This window comes from Sediminispirochaeta bajacaliforniensis DSM 16054 (genome assembly GCF_000378205.1).
Classification (GTDB): Bacteria; Spirochaetota; Spirochaetia; order DSM-16054; family Sediminispirochaetaceae; genus Sediminispirochaeta; species Sediminispirochaeta bajacaliforniensis.
This window is the reverse complement of the sequence record NZ_KB899409.1, coordinates 234,367-247,948: the sequence shown is the minus strand read 5'-3', so window position 1 is coordinate 247,948 and position 13,582 is coordinate 234,367. Positions and strand designations below refer to the sequence as shown.

At 48.9% G+C, this 13,582-nt stretch carries 17 protein-coding genes; 9 read left to right on the top strand and 8 right to left on the bottom strand.

The window, feature by feature from the left end; all coding sequences use genetic code 11:
- Positions 1-324: 324 nt before the first annotated feature.
- The 4 genes from F459_RS0105585 (at position 325) to F459_RS0105565 (ending at position 3,541) form a co-directional block, all read left to right on the top strand.
- Positions 325-1,008 (top strand): DUF2786 domain-containing protein, encoded by a 684-nt coding sequence (locus F459_RS0105585; RefSeq protein ID WP_169517934.1) that lies wholly within the window; start codon positions 325-327, stop codon positions 1,006-1,008.
- 640 nt (positions 1,009-1,648) lie between these two features.
- A complete protein-coding gene (locus tag F459_RS0105575) occupies positions 1,649-2,353 on the top strand; it encodes a Bax inhibitor-1/YccA family protein (protein ID WP_020611749.1) in 705 nt (234 codons plus the stop codon).
- Between the two features lie 6 nt (positions 2,354-2,359).
- Positions 2,360-2,944 (top strand): chromate transporter, encoded by a 585-nt coding sequence (locus F459_RS0105570; RefSeq protein WP_020611748.1) that lies wholly within the window; start codon positions 2,360-2,362, stop codon positions 2,942-2,944.
- Positions 2,945-3,541 (top strand): chromate transporter, encoded by a 597-nt coding sequence (locus tag F459_RS0105565; RefSeq protein ID WP_020611747.1) that lies wholly within the window; start codon positions 2,945-2,947, stop codon positions 3,539-3,541.
- A 21-nt stretch (positions 3,542-3,562) separates the two neighbouring features.
- Here F459_RS0105565 and F459_RS0105560 read toward each other — a convergent pair whose 3' ends face one another.
- From F459_RS0105560 to F459_RS0105550, 3 genes are read right to left on the bottom strand one after another with little or no spacing between them, the layout of a single operon-like run.
- Positions 3,563-4,330, bottom strand: coding sequence for a UPF0280 family protein (locus tag F459_RS0105560; RefSeq protein WP_020611746.1), 768 nt, complete (start codon positions 4,328-4,330; stop codon positions 3,563-3,565).
- On the bottom strand, positions 4,305-4,715 hold the full coding sequence (locus F459_RS0105555; RefSeq protein WP_020611745.1) for an NIL domain-containing protein: 411 nt from the start codon (positions 4,713-4,715) through the stop codon (positions 4,305-4,307). The genes F459_RS0105560 and F459_RS0105555 overlap by 26 nt, the downstream gene beginning before the upstream one ends.
- Before the next feature lie 2 nt (positions 4,716-4,717).
- Positions 4,718-5,914 carry a homocysteine biosynthesis protein gene (locus tag F459_RS0105550; protein ID WP_020611744.1) on the bottom strand — a complete coding sequence of 399 codons (1,197 nt, stop codon included), beginning with the start codon at positions 5,912-5,914 and terminating at the stop codon, positions 4,718-4,720.
- Between the two features lie 111 nt (positions 5,915-6,025).
- Here F459_RS0105550 and F459_RS0105545 point away from each other — a divergent pair, with 111 nt between their 5' ends.
- Positions 6,026-6,463: a response regulator gene (locus F459_RS0105545; protein ID WP_013253901.1), complete on the top strand. Its 438-nt coding sequence runs from the start codon at positions 6,026-6,028 to the stop codon at positions 6,461-6,463.
- Here the strand turns inward: F459_RS0105545 and F459_RS0105540 are convergent.
- The 3 genes from F459_RS0105540 to F459_RS0105530 are packed head-to-tail and all read right to left on the bottom strand — an operon-like array spanning position 6,441 to position 8,447.
- Complete coding sequence (locus tag F459_RS0105540; RefSeq protein WP_020611743.1) at positions 6,441-7,154, bottom strand: PHP domain-containing protein; 714 nt, start codon at positions 7,152-7,154, stop codon at positions 6,441-6,443. The genes F459_RS0105545 and F459_RS0105540 overlap by 23 nt on opposite strands.
- A gap of 11 nt (positions 7,155-7,165) precedes the next feature.
- Positions 7,166-7,501, bottom strand: coding sequence for a hypothetical protein (locus F459_RS0105535; protein WP_020611742.1), 336 nt, complete (start codon positions 7,499-7,501; stop codon positions 7,166-7,168).
- On the bottom strand, positions 7,488-8,447 hold the full coding sequence (locus F459_RS0105530) for a CBS domain-containing protein (protein WP_026294909.1): 960 nt from the start codon (positions 8,445-8,447) through the stop codon (positions 7,488-7,490). The genes F459_RS0105535 and F459_RS0105530 overlap by 14 nt, the downstream gene beginning before the upstream one ends.
- A gap of 115 nt (positions 8,448-8,562) precedes the next feature.
- Between F459_RS0105530 and F459_RS0105525 the strand changes: the two genes are divergently transcribed.
- The gene (locus F459_RS0105525) at positions 8,563-8,907 is read left to right on the top strand and encodes a phenylpyruvate tautomerase MIF-related protein (RefSeq protein WP_020611740.1); all 345 of its coding nucleotides are present in this window, start codon (positions 8,563-8,565) and stop codon (positions 8,905-8,907) included.
- 4 nt (positions 8,908-8,911) lie between these two features.
- Here the strand turns inward: F459_RS0105525 and F459_RS22090 are convergent, their stop codons facing one another.
- Complete coding sequence (locus F459_RS22090; RefSeq protein WP_020611739.1) at positions 8,912-9,166, bottom strand: helix-turn-helix domain-containing protein; 255 nt, start codon at positions 9,164-9,166, stop codon at positions 8,912-8,914.
- Between the two features lie 204 nt (positions 9,167-9,370).
- On the opposite strand from F459_RS22090, the gene F459_RS0105515 reads away from it, so the two are divergent.
- The 3 genes from F459_RS0105515 to F459_RS0105505 are packed head-to-tail and all read left to right on the top strand — an operon-like array spanning position 9,371 to position 11,436.
- Positions 9,371-9,721, top strand: coding sequence for an STAS domain-containing protein (locus F459_RS0105515; RefSeq protein WP_020611738.1), 351 nt, complete (start codon positions 9,371-9,373; stop codon positions 9,719-9,721).
- Positions 9,721-10,272: an ATP-binding protein gene (locus F459_RS0105510; protein ID WP_020611737.1), complete on the top strand. Its 552-nt coding sequence runs from the start codon at positions 9,721-9,723 to the stop codon at positions 10,270-10,272. The genes F459_RS0105515 and F459_RS0105510 overlap by 1 nt, the downstream gene beginning before the upstream one ends.
- 12 nt (positions 10,273-10,284) lie before the next feature.
- Complete coding sequence (locus F459_RS0105505; protein WP_020611736.1) at positions 10,285-11,436, top strand: hypothetical protein; 1,152 nt, start codon at positions 10,285-10,287, stop codon at positions 11,434-11,436.
- Here F459_RS0105505 and F459_RS0105500 read toward each other — a convergent pair.
- Positions 11,429-13,567, bottom strand: a complete 2,139-nt coding sequence (locus F459_RS0105500) for a GAF domain-containing SpoIIE family protein phosphatase (RefSeq protein ID WP_245540090.1) — start codon at positions 13,565-13,567, stop codon at positions 11,429-11,431. The genes F459_RS0105505 and F459_RS0105500 overlap by 8 nt on opposite strands.
- Between the last annotated feature and the right edge of the window lie 15 nt (positions 13,568-13,582).

The window sequence follows — 13,582 nt, the reverse complement described above, 5'->3', positions numbered from 1 at the left end:
ATTCGCTTATTGGTAAGGAACTATTAGTATCCAATTTTAAACTAAAAGAAGGCCAAGGATACCTTTTTGAGTAAACTGGAGAAGGGAAAAGAATGAGTGCATATACCAGATGCATATGTGGCAGAAAAAGAGGCGACCATAATGATCTTGTTGTTAGAATGAGACACTGTAATCGATCAGCATTTAATGGGTATCGGCTAACAATTTCAAAGTATTCTCAGGTTATTTGTACGAGAAAAGGATGTCCAGGAAGCTGGAGAACAAAAGCAAAATATGTTGATGAACTTCCAGATGAAGATAATACGCAAAATATTGTGTAACACCATGCATATTGGAAAAAGGCACAAAATGGATGATCAAAAACAGGTAATGGAGAAGATACGAAAGCTTCTTTCTTTGGCCACTTCTCCGGAAAAGGAAGAGGCAGAAACAGCTATCATGAAAGCTCACGAGCTGCTCTTTAAGTACAACCTTTCAATGGCCGATATCAACGAAGGAAAAACTACTATAAAAGAGGTTGTGTACCAAGATGGATTTCGGAGAAAACAATGGAGAGGTCTACTCTTATATAACATAGCAAAAGCAAACTATTCCGCTTTGTTGACGGGAGAAGGATATGGAGGCCATTATTCTTTCACGTTTGTAGGAAAAGAACATAATCTTCAGACATGTATATGGATGAGTGATTATTTATTGAAAGCTGTAGAGCGAATAAGTAGAAAGGAAATTCCGAAAAACGCAAAACAAAAGTATCGAGAAAACTATCGTCTTGGTATGGCAACAGGCATTTCATATACACTCTCTGAATTAAGAGCTGAGGAAGAAACTGGACCAGAAAGTCGATCGCTTATACTTGCAGAAGACGCTCAACTTAGTGAATATCTACAGGAACAGGGATTGAGAACCAAAGAAACATTTATAAAAAGTGGCTCAAAGGCTTTTTATAACGGCGTAAGAGAAGGCTTAAAGATCCCTTTGAACACGCAGATAAGCCAGGTACAAGCATGAAGGCTTAGATGGAGAGAAAAATGGGATGTAGCAGAAGAAAACTGAAAGACGGTGGAGTGATGATCATATGCGGTCCCGGAGTTACGCATAGCCCCTGTAGAGAATGCGGCTATGATTCTGACTTTCTTTGTGATTTTCCAGTCGGAGAAGGAAAAACCTGTGATGCAAACTTGTGCAGGGATCATGCACATGAGGTTGCTCCTGGAATACATTATTGTCCATCGCACTTCCAGGAATGGAAAATGTTCAGAGAATCAGGCGGAGTCAGACAGGTATTACAGAATGTTGTCCCCTTTGACATATAGCTTTTCGATTATCAACCTTCAGGCAATATGTTCTATGGTACTGAGTTTTCTTTTAGAAATCATTGGGCAGCAAATAAGCGATCAGTTAAAAATTGTTATTCTGTTCGGATTCATATCGTTGCTAAGGGATTAACTTTTGGATTTTCCTTTTTATTATTTACACATTGTGTAATTGCTTTGATTTCGCTTTCCCGCTAAATCCCAGAAAATCCCCGAATTTCCCAGCTTTTCTCGCTCATCTCAAGATCTTTTCTCTGCTTTAATCAGCTTGTCAATTCCCGATTCATTGCGTACCTTATAGATAAGAATACGTGACATGACTATGGAGGTTATGTATGGCTTTTGCAAGAGAAGAAACGCTTCGCTATGCCGAAGTTCGTGAACGAAATATCATTAAGAACGTCTACCTCTGGATGACCGCTGGCCTTGCTCTTACCGGGGTGGTAGCCATGGCCGTTTCGTCGAGCAGGAGTATGATTGCCACCTTGGTCGGTAATCCCATCCTCTTTTTTGCTCTGATCATCGCCGAGCTGGTTCTTGTTTCGGTCCTTTCGGCCCGAATCAACAGGATGAGCGCTTCGTCGGCAACCTTGGCTTTTGCCGGTTATGCCGTATTGAACGGTATCACCCTCAGCCTTGTTTTTCTTGCATATACCGGTCAGACCATCGCCCTTGCATTTTTTACAACGGCGGCGACCTTCGGAGGGATGAGCCTCTGGGCGTTGACGACAAAGCGTGATCTTTCCGGCCTTGGCCATTATCTGATGATGGGGCTTTGGGGTGTTTTGATTGCAACGCTCATCAATTTCTTTCTCAAGAGCCCTACGGTCTATTATATGATCAGCTACATTGGCATTGCGGTTTTTCTTGGCCTTACCGCCTATGACACGCAGATTATCAAACGCTGGAGTGCGGCCTATGGTAATTCCGTCGATGAGGAAGGGTATGTTAAGATTTCGATCATGGGAGCCCTTAAGCTCTATCTCGACTTCATCAACATTTTTCTCTTTTTGTTGAGAATCTTCGGCAGGCGCAGATAGTCTTGTATGGGACAGCCTTCTGATAAGGGGCCCGGTAACGACCAACCGTCGCGCCGGGCCCTTTCTATGTTTTTTACCTTCTTCCGGATAGGGGCGTTTACCATCGGAGGCGGCTATGCCATGCTGCCTTTGATCGAACGGGAACTTGTCCACCGGCAGGGCTGGATAAGCGAGGAGGAGATCGTCGATGTCTTTACCATTGTACAGTCCGTTCCCGGAACGATTGGAATAAATTCGGCGATTTTTATCGGCTATCGACTTGCCGGCTTCCGGGGAGCGGCCGCTGCTGCCCTGGGTATGGTCCTTCCATCGTTTTTTATTATCTCCGTCCTGGCGACCCTGCTGGTCCGTTTTCGGGATCTCGCGGGGGTGCAGCGCGCCTTTGCCGGGGTACGGGCCGGGGTGACTGCTCTGATTTTTATCGCCGCCCTGAAGCTTGGGAAGAAGGTGATACAGGGAATTTTTCCTGTTGTTGTCGCTATTGCCGCTTTTCTTGCCTTAGTGATTTTCAATTTGCATGCCATCGCCATTATTGCATCGGCAGGCCTTGCCGGTGTCCTGCGCTATCGTCTTTTCCGCAAGGAGCTGTAGATGGCACTCTATTTTGATTTGCTTTGGACCTTTTTCAAGATAGGACTTTTCAGTTTCGGGGGCGGTTATGCGATGATCCCCCTCATGAAGATGGAGATCGAACGACACGGCTGGCTTTCCCTCCAGGAATTTGCCGATTTGGTGGCCGTCAGCCAGATGACCCCTGGGCCTATCGGCATTAATGCCGCCACCTTCATCGGCATCAGAACGGCCGGTATCAGCGGTGCTATTGTTTCAACCTTGGGGGTTGTTCTTCCATCGTTCGTGATCATCATTATCATTGCCCGCCTTTTGAATGCCTTTAGAACCAACAGGATCGTTGATGCTGTCATAAAGGGAATTCGCCCGGCTACCATCGGGTTGATTGCTACGGCGATCCTGTTTTTTGCCGAGCTTTCCATCTTCCGTGGCTACATCGGACTTGATACAATTGGAACATGGATTGCCGGTAAGGGAGGACCCAAGCTCAATTTTGCCCTCAATCCCGGCGGATGTATCATTTTTGTACTCATTTTGATTCTTGTGCGCCGTTTCAAGCTCCATCCCATTCTGGGAGTGGTCCTTTCGGGGATTTTGGGGGTTTTTCTGATGGGCTGAGCCCTAATTCCCTTTTTTTCCCTATCCGGGATAGTTACTCTTTTTGTCTTTACTTACCCGGCTTTCAAGCCGTGGATCGACATGGCGGATGAGAGGAGGAAGCTTCCCCGCCATGGCCATTGTCCCGTCAAGAATGATGAGAACCCCTTGTACTCCGGGAAGGGCCGTGATCTCTTCCGCTCTGCGCTCCAGTTCCTTTGGAGAGTCGATGCTGTTTGCCCCCCAGGTTGCCGCCGCATCGGCTATGGCGGCATCGGGAGCCACTACCGTTACCAGATCCGCTCTTCCAAAACTGAGTGAGTGCCCCATCTTTGAACTTGAAGAACAGACCGCCAGGGGCGTTTGTTCGGCTTGGATACGGAATGCCAGATGCCGGAACCCCTCCGGAGCTTTTCCTGCATAGAGGGCTAGAATAAGTTCGTGCTCGAGTTTCATAAAGACATCCCCGCCGTTTTCAACGATCGCCTCGTCAAGCCCCTCGGATAAGGCCTTTTCAACAGCCAGTTGCGCAAAGGTTCCGGCAACCGCAGCCATGGGGCCTACTCCGATGCTTAAGGAGGCCTTGTGCATCCTGATGGCTGATTCCGGAGCCGGGGTCTGCAGAACCGCAAGCGGGGTTAGGGATCTCTGAAAGTCGGGGAAATGGCGGATATACTTCTCCAGCTCTTTTCGAAGCACCGGGAGATAACGCCGGGCAGAATCAAAGGCCTCATCGTTTATCCGATAATGGGCCCCCCGAAAGGAGAGGGCCCGAAAATTGCGTTTAGAAAACCGAAGTACAGGCACCATAGGGGCAGTTCTTTATGCAGGCAAGACATTCGATACAGGCCTCGGCATCAAAGATGATATGCATCGTGGCAGGGTCATCTATTCGTAAAGCATGGGTAGGGCAGTGGGAGAGACAGTTCCCGCACTGTGTACACCGCTCTTCATCCCAGACAACACCCTTTTCCGCTTCGCCTACACCGACGTTCTGATCTCTAAGGTAGGCAATGCCTTTCCTCAGGGCATCTTTTTCCCCCGATATTTCCAGGATCATAAAACCTTCGGCCTCGTCGGTTATCTTTGCCCGAAAGATGTTGACGATAAGGTCGTAATCTTTGACTAAATGGTAGATGTGCGGCTGTTCGGAGACCTCTTTTGAGAAATTGAGCAGGAATTTTTTTTGTATCATGTTCAGCGTACCTCGTCCTCTTTCCGGATTTTCAGCGATTTCAGTTCCTGTTCCACCGGAAGCGGCTGTAAAGGCCGGCTCAGCAGGAAACTTCCGCTTCGAACTTCCTCTTTCAACAGCTCCGCAATTTCCAGGGCCATTGCATAACTTGACATGGAAGAAACCTCAACCCTTTTGCCGAGAAGCTCAATATTTCCCTTCTTTAAATCGGCGTAGTTGACATGAGCGAGTACCTTGCCGGTTTTATTGGGATAATCACTGCTGTAATCGATTACCTCCGCCGGAATATCCCGGTCCCGGACGGTGGTTTTGAGCAGAACATCCTCATCCAGAATAGGAATAGGAACACCGACCCCCAGGGCGAGGGATACCCCGTAGCCCTTGAGGCTTACTCCCCTGACATAACGGCCTTTCATTTGTTTCATGTCGGCGGTAAGTGCCAGGGTTCCTGCCCCTCCGGTAGGCACCCCTCCCGGCGTACGCGAAATGGAGGGAGCATGTTGCGTTCCTTCGGCGTAGACATGGCCCCTTGCTCCAGCCAACCATACCGCCGTGCCTATCCCGATTGTTCGATAGAGGGGATCGTTGAGAAGCGGCGAAAGCTGTCCTGCCGAGCTATAGGTCAGATTCTTCATGTGTGGCTTCAGGGCCCCAAGATAGGTGTAGATGGTTCTGTCCGATAGGTTTGTCGCCACATTATAGTTCTGGTAGCAGTTTCTCGGATTGACCATGATGGCCTGATTAAGGTCGTCGATAGTAAACCAGGTTCTCAGCTCTCTCCTGGGATATTCGTCGGTCCCATACGAGAGGGCAAAGAGCTGGCATTGTTTCCCCGCAACCAGTTTTTCAATAACATGTCCCCCTCCGAAGCGGAACTCTCCTGGGTAATACATGTTTTCAGGATCGTTTTGCCTCAGCTGGGTCGCCCCTATATAGGCATCCACCGCAGCTACTCCCGAGTAGGCAAGAACATCATCGATCCATGCTTCGGTTATTCGTATCTTGGGAGCGCATTGACCGAAGTTTACAAATGCTCCGGAGCTACACATGGCTCCGAAGGTCGCCGTGGTCACGACATCGATCTCTTCGGCCGCTTTTGCCAGGCCCTTTTGATCGACATAATCGGAGACTTCATCGGCGGTGAGCACCACCGCCTTGCCTGATGCAATTTTCTCGTTGATTTCTTCGTAGCTTTTCATTCGTATTATCCTAAAGAAATGAGCTTTCCGGAGCAAGAGGAGAAAAGCGGTTGAATTTCATCTTAAAAAGCATACAATAGGGAAAGCAGATATCGTTTCCGGGAGGAACCTTTGAAAACGAAAACAGACTTTCCTGACATCAATTCCCGCAAACCCGATGGGATCGGCCCCGATGGGAATCCCTATAAGATTCTTGTCGTGGACGATTCGATGTTTGTCAAAAAGCAGCTTACCCAGATTCTTGGTAGCGAAAGCTATGAAGTAGTGGATACTGCAGGACATGGCGCTGAGGCCGTGGAGAAATATAAGGAACTCTATCCGGGAGTTGACCTTGTTACCATGGACATCACCATGCCGGGGATGGACGGGGTCACCGCACTTGAAAAAATCATGGAATTCGATAAGGACGCCAGGATAATCATGATTTCGGCCCTTGGAAAACAGGACTTGGTGAAAAAGTCTTTTATGTTGGGAGCGAAAAACTATATCATAAAGCCATTGGATCGGAAGAAGGTGCTTGAACGAATCAGGAGCGTTTTTGAGGAGTGACCCTTTTTGCTGCCAAGGCGTCGTATAGGCCTTCGAAGGTTGGAGAATCGGCTTCGAACGTGAAGCTTCGTTTTGCGATGTCCTGTGGATAGTGGGCATCACTGTCGGTAATGACACAGTAGTCTGCCGTGTCGATGACCGGCGGCCATGTTACGCATTCCACTGCCGAGTAATCCAGGCGAGGAAGAAATCCTAGCTGACTCACGACACTAAACGAGGGCCTGTCGATGTGGGCGGGAATGAAAAGTCCGCCCCGCTCTTTTACCTCTTTCAGTAGCTCTTCCAAGGTGATTTCAGCCCCCTGCAGAAGCGAAACCTCTACCTCTCCCAGAATGAATTCATGCTCGTCCACATAGACTTGATCGCCGAAAAGATCGGGATTATTGGGAATTTGCGGTAGACGGTTTTCAATGAAGTCTCCCAGCTCTTCGGCCTGCTTTACTGTGGGAAAGAGACACAGCACATGTGCCTCTTCGATGCTGTTTACCTCGATGCCGAAAATAGGGGTAATGTTGCTTTTTCGTGCCGCATGGTCGAAGGCCCGCAGGTTCCGTGCACAGTTGTGATCTGTTAGGGCAAGCAAATCGAGTCCCGCAGCCTCCGCCTCGGTGATGATCCTTGCAGGGCTCATTTCCAGACTGCCGCAGGGGCTGAGGCAGGAATGAATATGAAGGTCGGCCCTGAATTTCATTGCTTTCTTCCTCAGTTCTTTTTCAATAGACCTGCAATTTTCCAGCTTGTGGTGAATTGGTTGTCGCTGGTCCGAAAGATGGCGATATCCTCGTTGATGGCCGCCTCTATCATCTCCTCCGGGGCTTTCCTTCCGTTGCAAAGCACGATTGCCCGAATTCCCGCAAGGCTTGCGACCGCGACGCTGTTTCGGTGTGCCTGGATGGTGATAAGCACGGAACTATCCGGAGCGTTGCCCATCACATCGCTGAGCAGGTCCGATGTATATCCATCGACAATCTCCGCTTCCATTCCTTCCGAACAGAGGCATTCGTAGCCAAGCACCTTCCCAATGTCAGCCGTTTTCATGTCGGACTCCCTCCTTCTCTTCTTCTTCGTGAGGTAGTAGAATTTCCGCCCGGGCGACGGTACCGCATTCTACCCCATCAGTATGCGATACAAGGGTGAACTGGTCCGCAACCCTGCGGCAATTGGGCAGACCCATACCTGCGCCGAAACCCAGGGATCTGATCCACTCATTTGCGGTAGTCCAGCCTTCCTTGAGTGCTAACTCCACATCCTGAATTCCTGGACCGCCGTCTCTGCTTACGATAACGATTTTCTGCTCGTCGATTTCAATCGAAATGGTACCGCCGTCGGAATGGACCACCAGATTCATCTCCAATTCGTAAGCGGCAATCGATACCCTTCGAATGATTTTTACATCGGTTCCCCGTTGTTTCAACAACTTTTTAATTTCCGTAGAAGCATGTCCGGCATTCTCGAAATCGTTTCTGATTACCCGAAACTCCATAGATGCCTTGCCCTGAAGCGCATCGGGAGCGGGTATGCTGATCCTTTCGATCCTCTCCATTTCTTTGTTTATTTCGACCAATAAGCGCGTAATAATATCTCTGCTGGTGATGATTCCCACCAGTTTGTTCGTTTTATCGAGAATGGGAAAGCGATGGTATGAGTACTTTTCGAAGTAACTGATGGCAAAGCTGACCGGCATATCTTCTTCAAGAAATATGAGCTTTCTCGACATATGCATCTCTGCGGACTCGTCGATATACCCGCCTTCGAGGGCCCGTATAATGTCGTCCATACTGACGATACCGAACAATCTTCCGGATTCGGCAATCGGCATGCCGGTAATGCCACGTCGCCTCATTGTCTGTTGTATTTCCCGGAGGGGAGTATTTCGTCCTGCGGTCGTCACCTCCCTGCACATTACATCCTTGACCTTGAGACGATAGATCAATTCCAGAATAACAGTAGGAGAATCGTAGGTGTTGATCGGTATAGCCCGCATGGTAGAAAGTATAGCGAAATACGGGCATAGACGGTAGGGGGCTATATATCCGGGAAGCTTGATTTCTTTTGGTTTTCTTCCTATCCTGTAAAAAAGTGAAGAAAGGAGTGAGCCTATGCCCTTTGTCAGTGTGGAAACGAATCTCGCCATCGATACGGAAAAACGCAAACAGTTTTGTAAGGCACTTAGCTCTGCTGCCGCACAGGCTGTCGGAAAACCCGAGCAGTACGTCATGGCATTGATGCGCAGCGATGCGACCCTGACCTTTGGCGGTAGCGAAGAGCCTGCGGCTTTTGTTGAACTGAAAAGCATCGCTCTTGCCGAGGCTGCGTTAAAAGAGATCTCCCGCCGGTTGTGCACCCTCATCGAGCAGGAACTAGGCGTTCCCCCCGCCCGCATATACATTGAATTTACCAGTGCGTCGGGGGCATGGTGGGGCTGGAACGGTTCCACATTTTAGGCTATTAAGTCTTTGCTTTTTTACCTTTCTCCCTTTTTCCGTCTTTTCCTTCGGGGAGAAAGAGTTCATGCGGTTCCAATTGCAAGGCATCACATAGCTTTTGCAACGTATTTGCCGAGGGGAATTTTTTCCCCGCTTCTATGTCTCCTACAAATCCGATCGAAATCCCCGCTTTTTCAGCCAATCCCATCTGCGTCAGATTTAATGTGTAACGGGCTTCCCGAAGGTTGGCAATTAGCCGCTCCTGAACTTTTGTCATTTGGCGCTCCACCATGGACGATTCATCATTTCCATCTTTCTTAAGAAATAGAACTAATTACCATTTTGGGAGGTTAGTGTGCAATTTTCAATACGCTGAAAGCGAGTGGTTCCCTATTATCCCCCTCCATAGCTCCTGGTGCTTTTACACCAAGTTAACTTGACTGCTGGGTGGAATAATGGTACCGTACAGCGAGGTCGGTAGATGGACATAAAGCTGCGTCGTTATAATACTATTTATATTATCGATATCTCCGGGGATATGGACCTTTACAACGCGCATCGGTTGAAGGATGTCGTTGCCAAACTGATTGCAAAAGGTGTCTCGGAGCTTGTTATCAATCTCGAAAAGGTCGACTATCTTGATTCAAGCGGGGTAGGGGCGCTTATTCATGTATTCACGCAGGTCAAGCAGCGGGAGCTGCAGATGCGGATTGCTCATGTCCACGGTTCTGTTGAAAAAGTTATCCGTCTGACCAAACTCATGGATTATTTCCCCATTGTCGACAGTGTAAAAGACGCTCTCTATGAGTTGAGCGGAAAAGGGCAGCAGTGATGGAATCGAAAAAAGAGATAATCGTCGATGGTTCTCATAAGCTTTTTGATCGAAAGGGAACCTTCCATAAGGAGTTCCCGAGCGACTATCGGCAGGTTCGTTTTTTTTCCATGTTGATTGCTCAGAAAGCCCCCCCTGAGATTCGGGAGATCAATCTTCTTGAACAGCAGATAAGTGAGCTGATCAAGAATGCGGTCCGTCACGGAAATAAAAAAGATCCTTCAAAGCGTGTTCGTGTCTGGGCATCGTTTAGCGAGCATCATGCTCATGTTATTGTCGAGGACGAGGGGGCCGGGTTTCAAAACCTTGAGGCCTGGAATGAGTTTAATCGTCGGCGAAACCAGTGTTTCCGTGAGCATAATTACGAAGAGCTAGAAAAGTATTTTTCCTATCGTACCCCGGAAAGTGAAGACAACGACGGAGGAAATGCCTTGTTTGCCGCCCTCGAATATTGGGACGGTGGTGTTGTATTTAACGAAAAAAGAAACACTGTTGCTGTGTACAAGCATTTCGACAACACCAGACGGCCCGGTATCTCAAGGGAAGAGTAGACGGAGCCTCCGGTGGAGAGGATCGATACATCATCAGTCATTGATCTCCCCGTGTCATTGATTCTTACCGATGACGGGCTCTTTTTTTTCAGTAAGCATCGCTCCGCTCCCCATCAGAGCGACAAAGGTGGAATGTGCCTTGAGTCCTTTTCCGCATCGACACTTCAACGGATGATACTTGCCGGGTATATATCTTCGGTAGAGGTTTCGAGAAGCGACTTTACCTCAAAACGTCAGGAATTGATGGATGTCTCAAAGTTAATCATGTATGGTACGTTGTATCGCCATTTTCCCGATGCACTTTGGAAATCGATCGCTACCAGCGATTTCATCCTTCGTTACAATCGATCGCATCCGAAAACTCCCTTCACCCGGGAACATCTTGACCGGGGAGGGGCTATCGATGCTTCGGGTAAAGGAAGTGTGGCCCCCGCATTGGCCCTGCTGGAAGAACTCTCTCTTTCGGCCGCAAATGAGGCAGTGAAGGAGCGGCCCTCATGTTCCGAACAGGAAAAAGACATGATGCGGGCAATCGGTCGCCGATATCTGTCGCACATTACCGCTCCCTTCTGGCTGTTGCTGGCTTCTTCCCAGAAGGCCGTGGCTTCTCCGATGCTCGATACCCTGAGAACGTTGGTGGTTTCCTATATCGGGAAGGCTTCCATTGCCGATTATCTTGCCCTCCTTCTTATGGAACTTGGGGTCTATGCGGAGAAGAAGCTGGTAGGGCGGGCTATCAAGGAGCTTTTTCACGGGAATCTTGATGCCGATGCGGTCATGCGAAACGATGAGGCCAGAAGCAGGGTTCTTGCGGAAATGGAGCGCATGGGGTTTCGGGTGACGGTGGTCTGGAAGATCATGGGACGTACGGCCTCTATCGGCACCGACAATCGCCTGGAAGTAATCCTTTACGACCGGGGCAGCGATTCCGAGACCCTCAAGAATCAGATAGAGACCAAAAAGGGAATGGACACCAAAAATCACTCCCTTTTGGACTACTACGAGAAAATCGTCTCCTCGGCCAGCGGAGAGGAATTGGGACTTTTTTATCTTGGGTATATCGAAGAGGCGTGTCAAAAGCAGGATATTCGATTCGACAGTCACGTTAGTAGAATTGAGAAAAACGATTTGACCATCATCAGGTTAGCCTTCCACTTCAGGTGATTTCCGCTATCTTCATGATTAGAAAGGTTTGATCGTCGTGCTGGCTTGTACCTTGTGCGAAGCGATCGATATCTTCCTTTATCCGTTCGGCAATTTTCGAGGCGGAAAGCTGTGCCGATGAACGCACAACGGACTTGAGCGCTTCCAGGCCGTACTCCCGGCCTTCCTTGCTTCTCGTTTCGGTCACACCGTCGGTATAGAAGATCAGGATATCTCCGGAAATGGTTTGGAACTGGCGCTGCTTATAATGTTCGCCGGCCTCTATACCTATGGGAAGTCCCGGAGTGTCCATCTCGATAAAGACTCCGGTCCCTTTTCTGTAGATCAGCAGAGGCAGATGAGCAGCGTTTGAAAAGTAGATTCGCTTTTCCTGCTCGTCATATGCAAACATACCCATGGTGGCAAAATGATCGACACCAATTTTTCCGGTGATACCTCTGTTGAGAAAGGTCAGAATCTGGGCGGGTTTTCTGTCTCCCGATGCGGTCAGCCTGAGGATCGTTCGAATCATGACCATGAGCATGGCCGCAGGCACACCTTTCCCGACTACATCACAGATGACCACTGCCGTTTTCCCCTTTCCGATGGGAAAGATATCGTAGTAATCACCACTGACACCCTTTGCCGCCTTTGAATAGGTGGCTATGCTTGTCCCCTTTGGTTCCGAGATCCGTTTGGGAAGAAGGTCCTTCTGTATCCTTGCCGCGATTTCAATCTCGCGTTGGATTTCTCTTCGCTCTATCAACTCGGTGTAATTGTAGATATTGTCGATGGTGAGGGCCGCATAATCGGCGAAGGTTCTCATATGGGTGAAATCAAGATCACTGAAATGACTTGTTTTTCCCCTTCTTGCCACGGCAATGGCTCCCAGGATTCTACCGGGAAGCGAAAGTGGTACGATGATAAGGCTTGATACATAGAGTGGGTCGTCATCCTCAAGAAGCGGAAAGGTTGTTCCTTCAAGCTCTTGTGAGCAGTTTCTGAAAAAACAGGGTTCGGCGGAGGCAATACATTCGCCGATGATAGTTTCGCCGAGGCCGAAGGGTTTATTCCGTATATACTCATCCACTTCCTGTTTTTGCCTCGGAAGCCGCTCGGGAAAGGGATAGGGAGGGGGAAACATTCCGATAATATCGGAGACATAGATTGATTTGCTTGTTTCATCAACCAAAAAGAGCGCCCCTGCATCTGCTTCGGTATTTTCGACGGCCGATTCGACAACCAAGGCAAGAACTGCCTCGGGATCCGGGTCCTGGGCCTGAAGGCTGCCGATCCTAAACATAAAGTCGAGTACCGAATCGAGCTTCTCCTTCAACTGATCCTTAAGAGCGTTATAGTTTTTTGAAAGCTCTTCAAACTCGTCCCGCGAACGGATGGTGAGCTCGTTGGAAAAATCACCCCGGGAGATAACGCTCATGGCCTCTCCGACCAGCCTGATTCGCTTTGCCATCTGCGTGGAAAAACGGCTGGTAAGGATAATGGTTATCAGGAGGCTGCATGCGATGATGGCGATTGCTATCCGTGTTCCTGCCGTGATAATGGTGTTGGCCCGGAGATTTGTCTCACCTATCAGCTTATCCATTCTGGTTTTGAAGGTTTCGGTATTGTCCATGATCAGCAGCTGATAATTCTTTAGGGTCTGATAGGCGGCAAGAAAGGGGTGGGGCTTTCCTTCCTGGCTGATGACGAGGAAGGTCTGAAAGAGGCCCCGGTCGCCGACAAGTCGGTCCATCCGCTGATCGATCATCAAATCCATATGATCGAGTGCCGGCTGATAGTACCAGGTCGAAAGTTGGTTCCACCAACCTACTGTTTGCTGCAGCTCCGAGGTCTGCCGTTTGCTGAGGAATCGGGCTCCCCGTGCCGAGACAAAATCATTCAGCTCTTGCTCGAACTTATCGATGCCGAATTCGATTCTCGCTTTTTCCACGGTGATTCTGCTGTTCGTGGTCATGAGAGAATCCATACGGACCGAAAGCTGCTCAAGGCTCGAGAGTGATCGTTCGGAGAGCATTTCAAAATCCTTGAGCGCTATGATGGTGCTGGTAAAAAAAATCACCACCGAGAGGGCGATGAGCACACCTAACACTAAAAGGGCCTCGATGATGGACAGTTTCGTACGAATCTTCATGTCGCCGATCATACC

Excerpts from the sequence above, each read along its gene's own strand:
- F459_RS0105555 (WP_020611745.1), bottom strand. The coding sequence starts at position 4,715 with ATGATACAAAAAAAATTCCTGCTCAATTTCTCAAAAGAGGTCTCCGAA.
- F459_RS0105535 (WP_020611742.1), bottom strand. The coding sequence starts at position 7,501 with ATGAAAACGGCTGACATTGGGAAGGTGCTTGGCTACGAATGCCTCTGT.
- F459_RS0105530 (WP_026294909.1), bottom strand. The coding sequence starts at position 8,447 with ATGCGGGCTATACCGATCAACACCTACGATTCTCCTACTGTTATTCTG.
- F459_RS0105515 (WP_020611738.1), top strand. The coding sequence starts at position 9,371 with ATGGACATAAAGCTGCGTCGTTATAATACTATTTATATTATCGATATC.
- F459_RS0105540 (WP_020611743.1), bottom strand. The coding sequence starts at position 7,154 with ATGAAATTCAGGGCCGACCTTCATATTCATTCCTGCCTCAGCCCCTGC.
- F459_RS0105575 (WP_020611749.1), top strand. The coding sequence starts at position 1,649 with ATGGCTTTTGCAAGAGAAGAAACGCTTCGCTATGCCGAAGTTCGTGAA.
- F459_RS0105500 (WP_245540090.1), bottom strand. The coding sequence starts at position 13,567 with ATGAAGATTCGTACGAAACTGTCCATCATCGAGGCCCTTTTAGTGTTA.
- F459_RS0105510 (WP_020611737.1), top strand. The coding sequence starts at position 9,721 with ATGGAATCGAAAAAAGAGATAATCGTCGATGGTTCTCATAAGCTTTTT.
- F459_RS0105560 (WP_020611746.1), bottom strand. The coding sequence starts at position 4,330 with ATGGTGCCTGTACTTCGGTTTTCTAAACGCAATTTTCGGGCCCTCTCC.
- F459_RS0105550 (WP_020611744.1), bottom strand. The coding sequence starts at position 5,914 with ATGAAAAGCTACGAAGAAATCAACGAGAAAATTGCATCAGGCAAGGCG.
- F459_RS0105565 (WP_020611747.1), top strand. The coding sequence starts at position 2,945 with ATGGCACTCTATTTTGATTTGCTTTGGACCTTTTTCAAGATAGGACTT.
- F459_RS0105525 (WP_020611740.1), top strand. The coding sequence starts at position 8,563 with ATGCCCTTTGTCAGTGTGGAAACGAATCTCGCCATCGATACGGAAAAA.
- F459_RS0105585 (WP_169517934.1), top strand. The coding sequence starts at position 325 with ATGCATATTGGAAAAAGGCACAAAATGGATGATCAAAAACAGGTAATG.
- F459_RS0105570 (WP_020611748.1), top strand. The coding sequence starts at position 2,360 with ATGGGACAGCCTTCTGATAAGGGGCCCGGTAACGACCAACCGTCGCGC.
- F459_RS22090 (WP_020611739.1), bottom strand. The coding sequence starts at position 9,166 with ATGACAAAAGTTCAGGAGCGGCTAATTGCCAACCTTCGGGAAGCCCGT.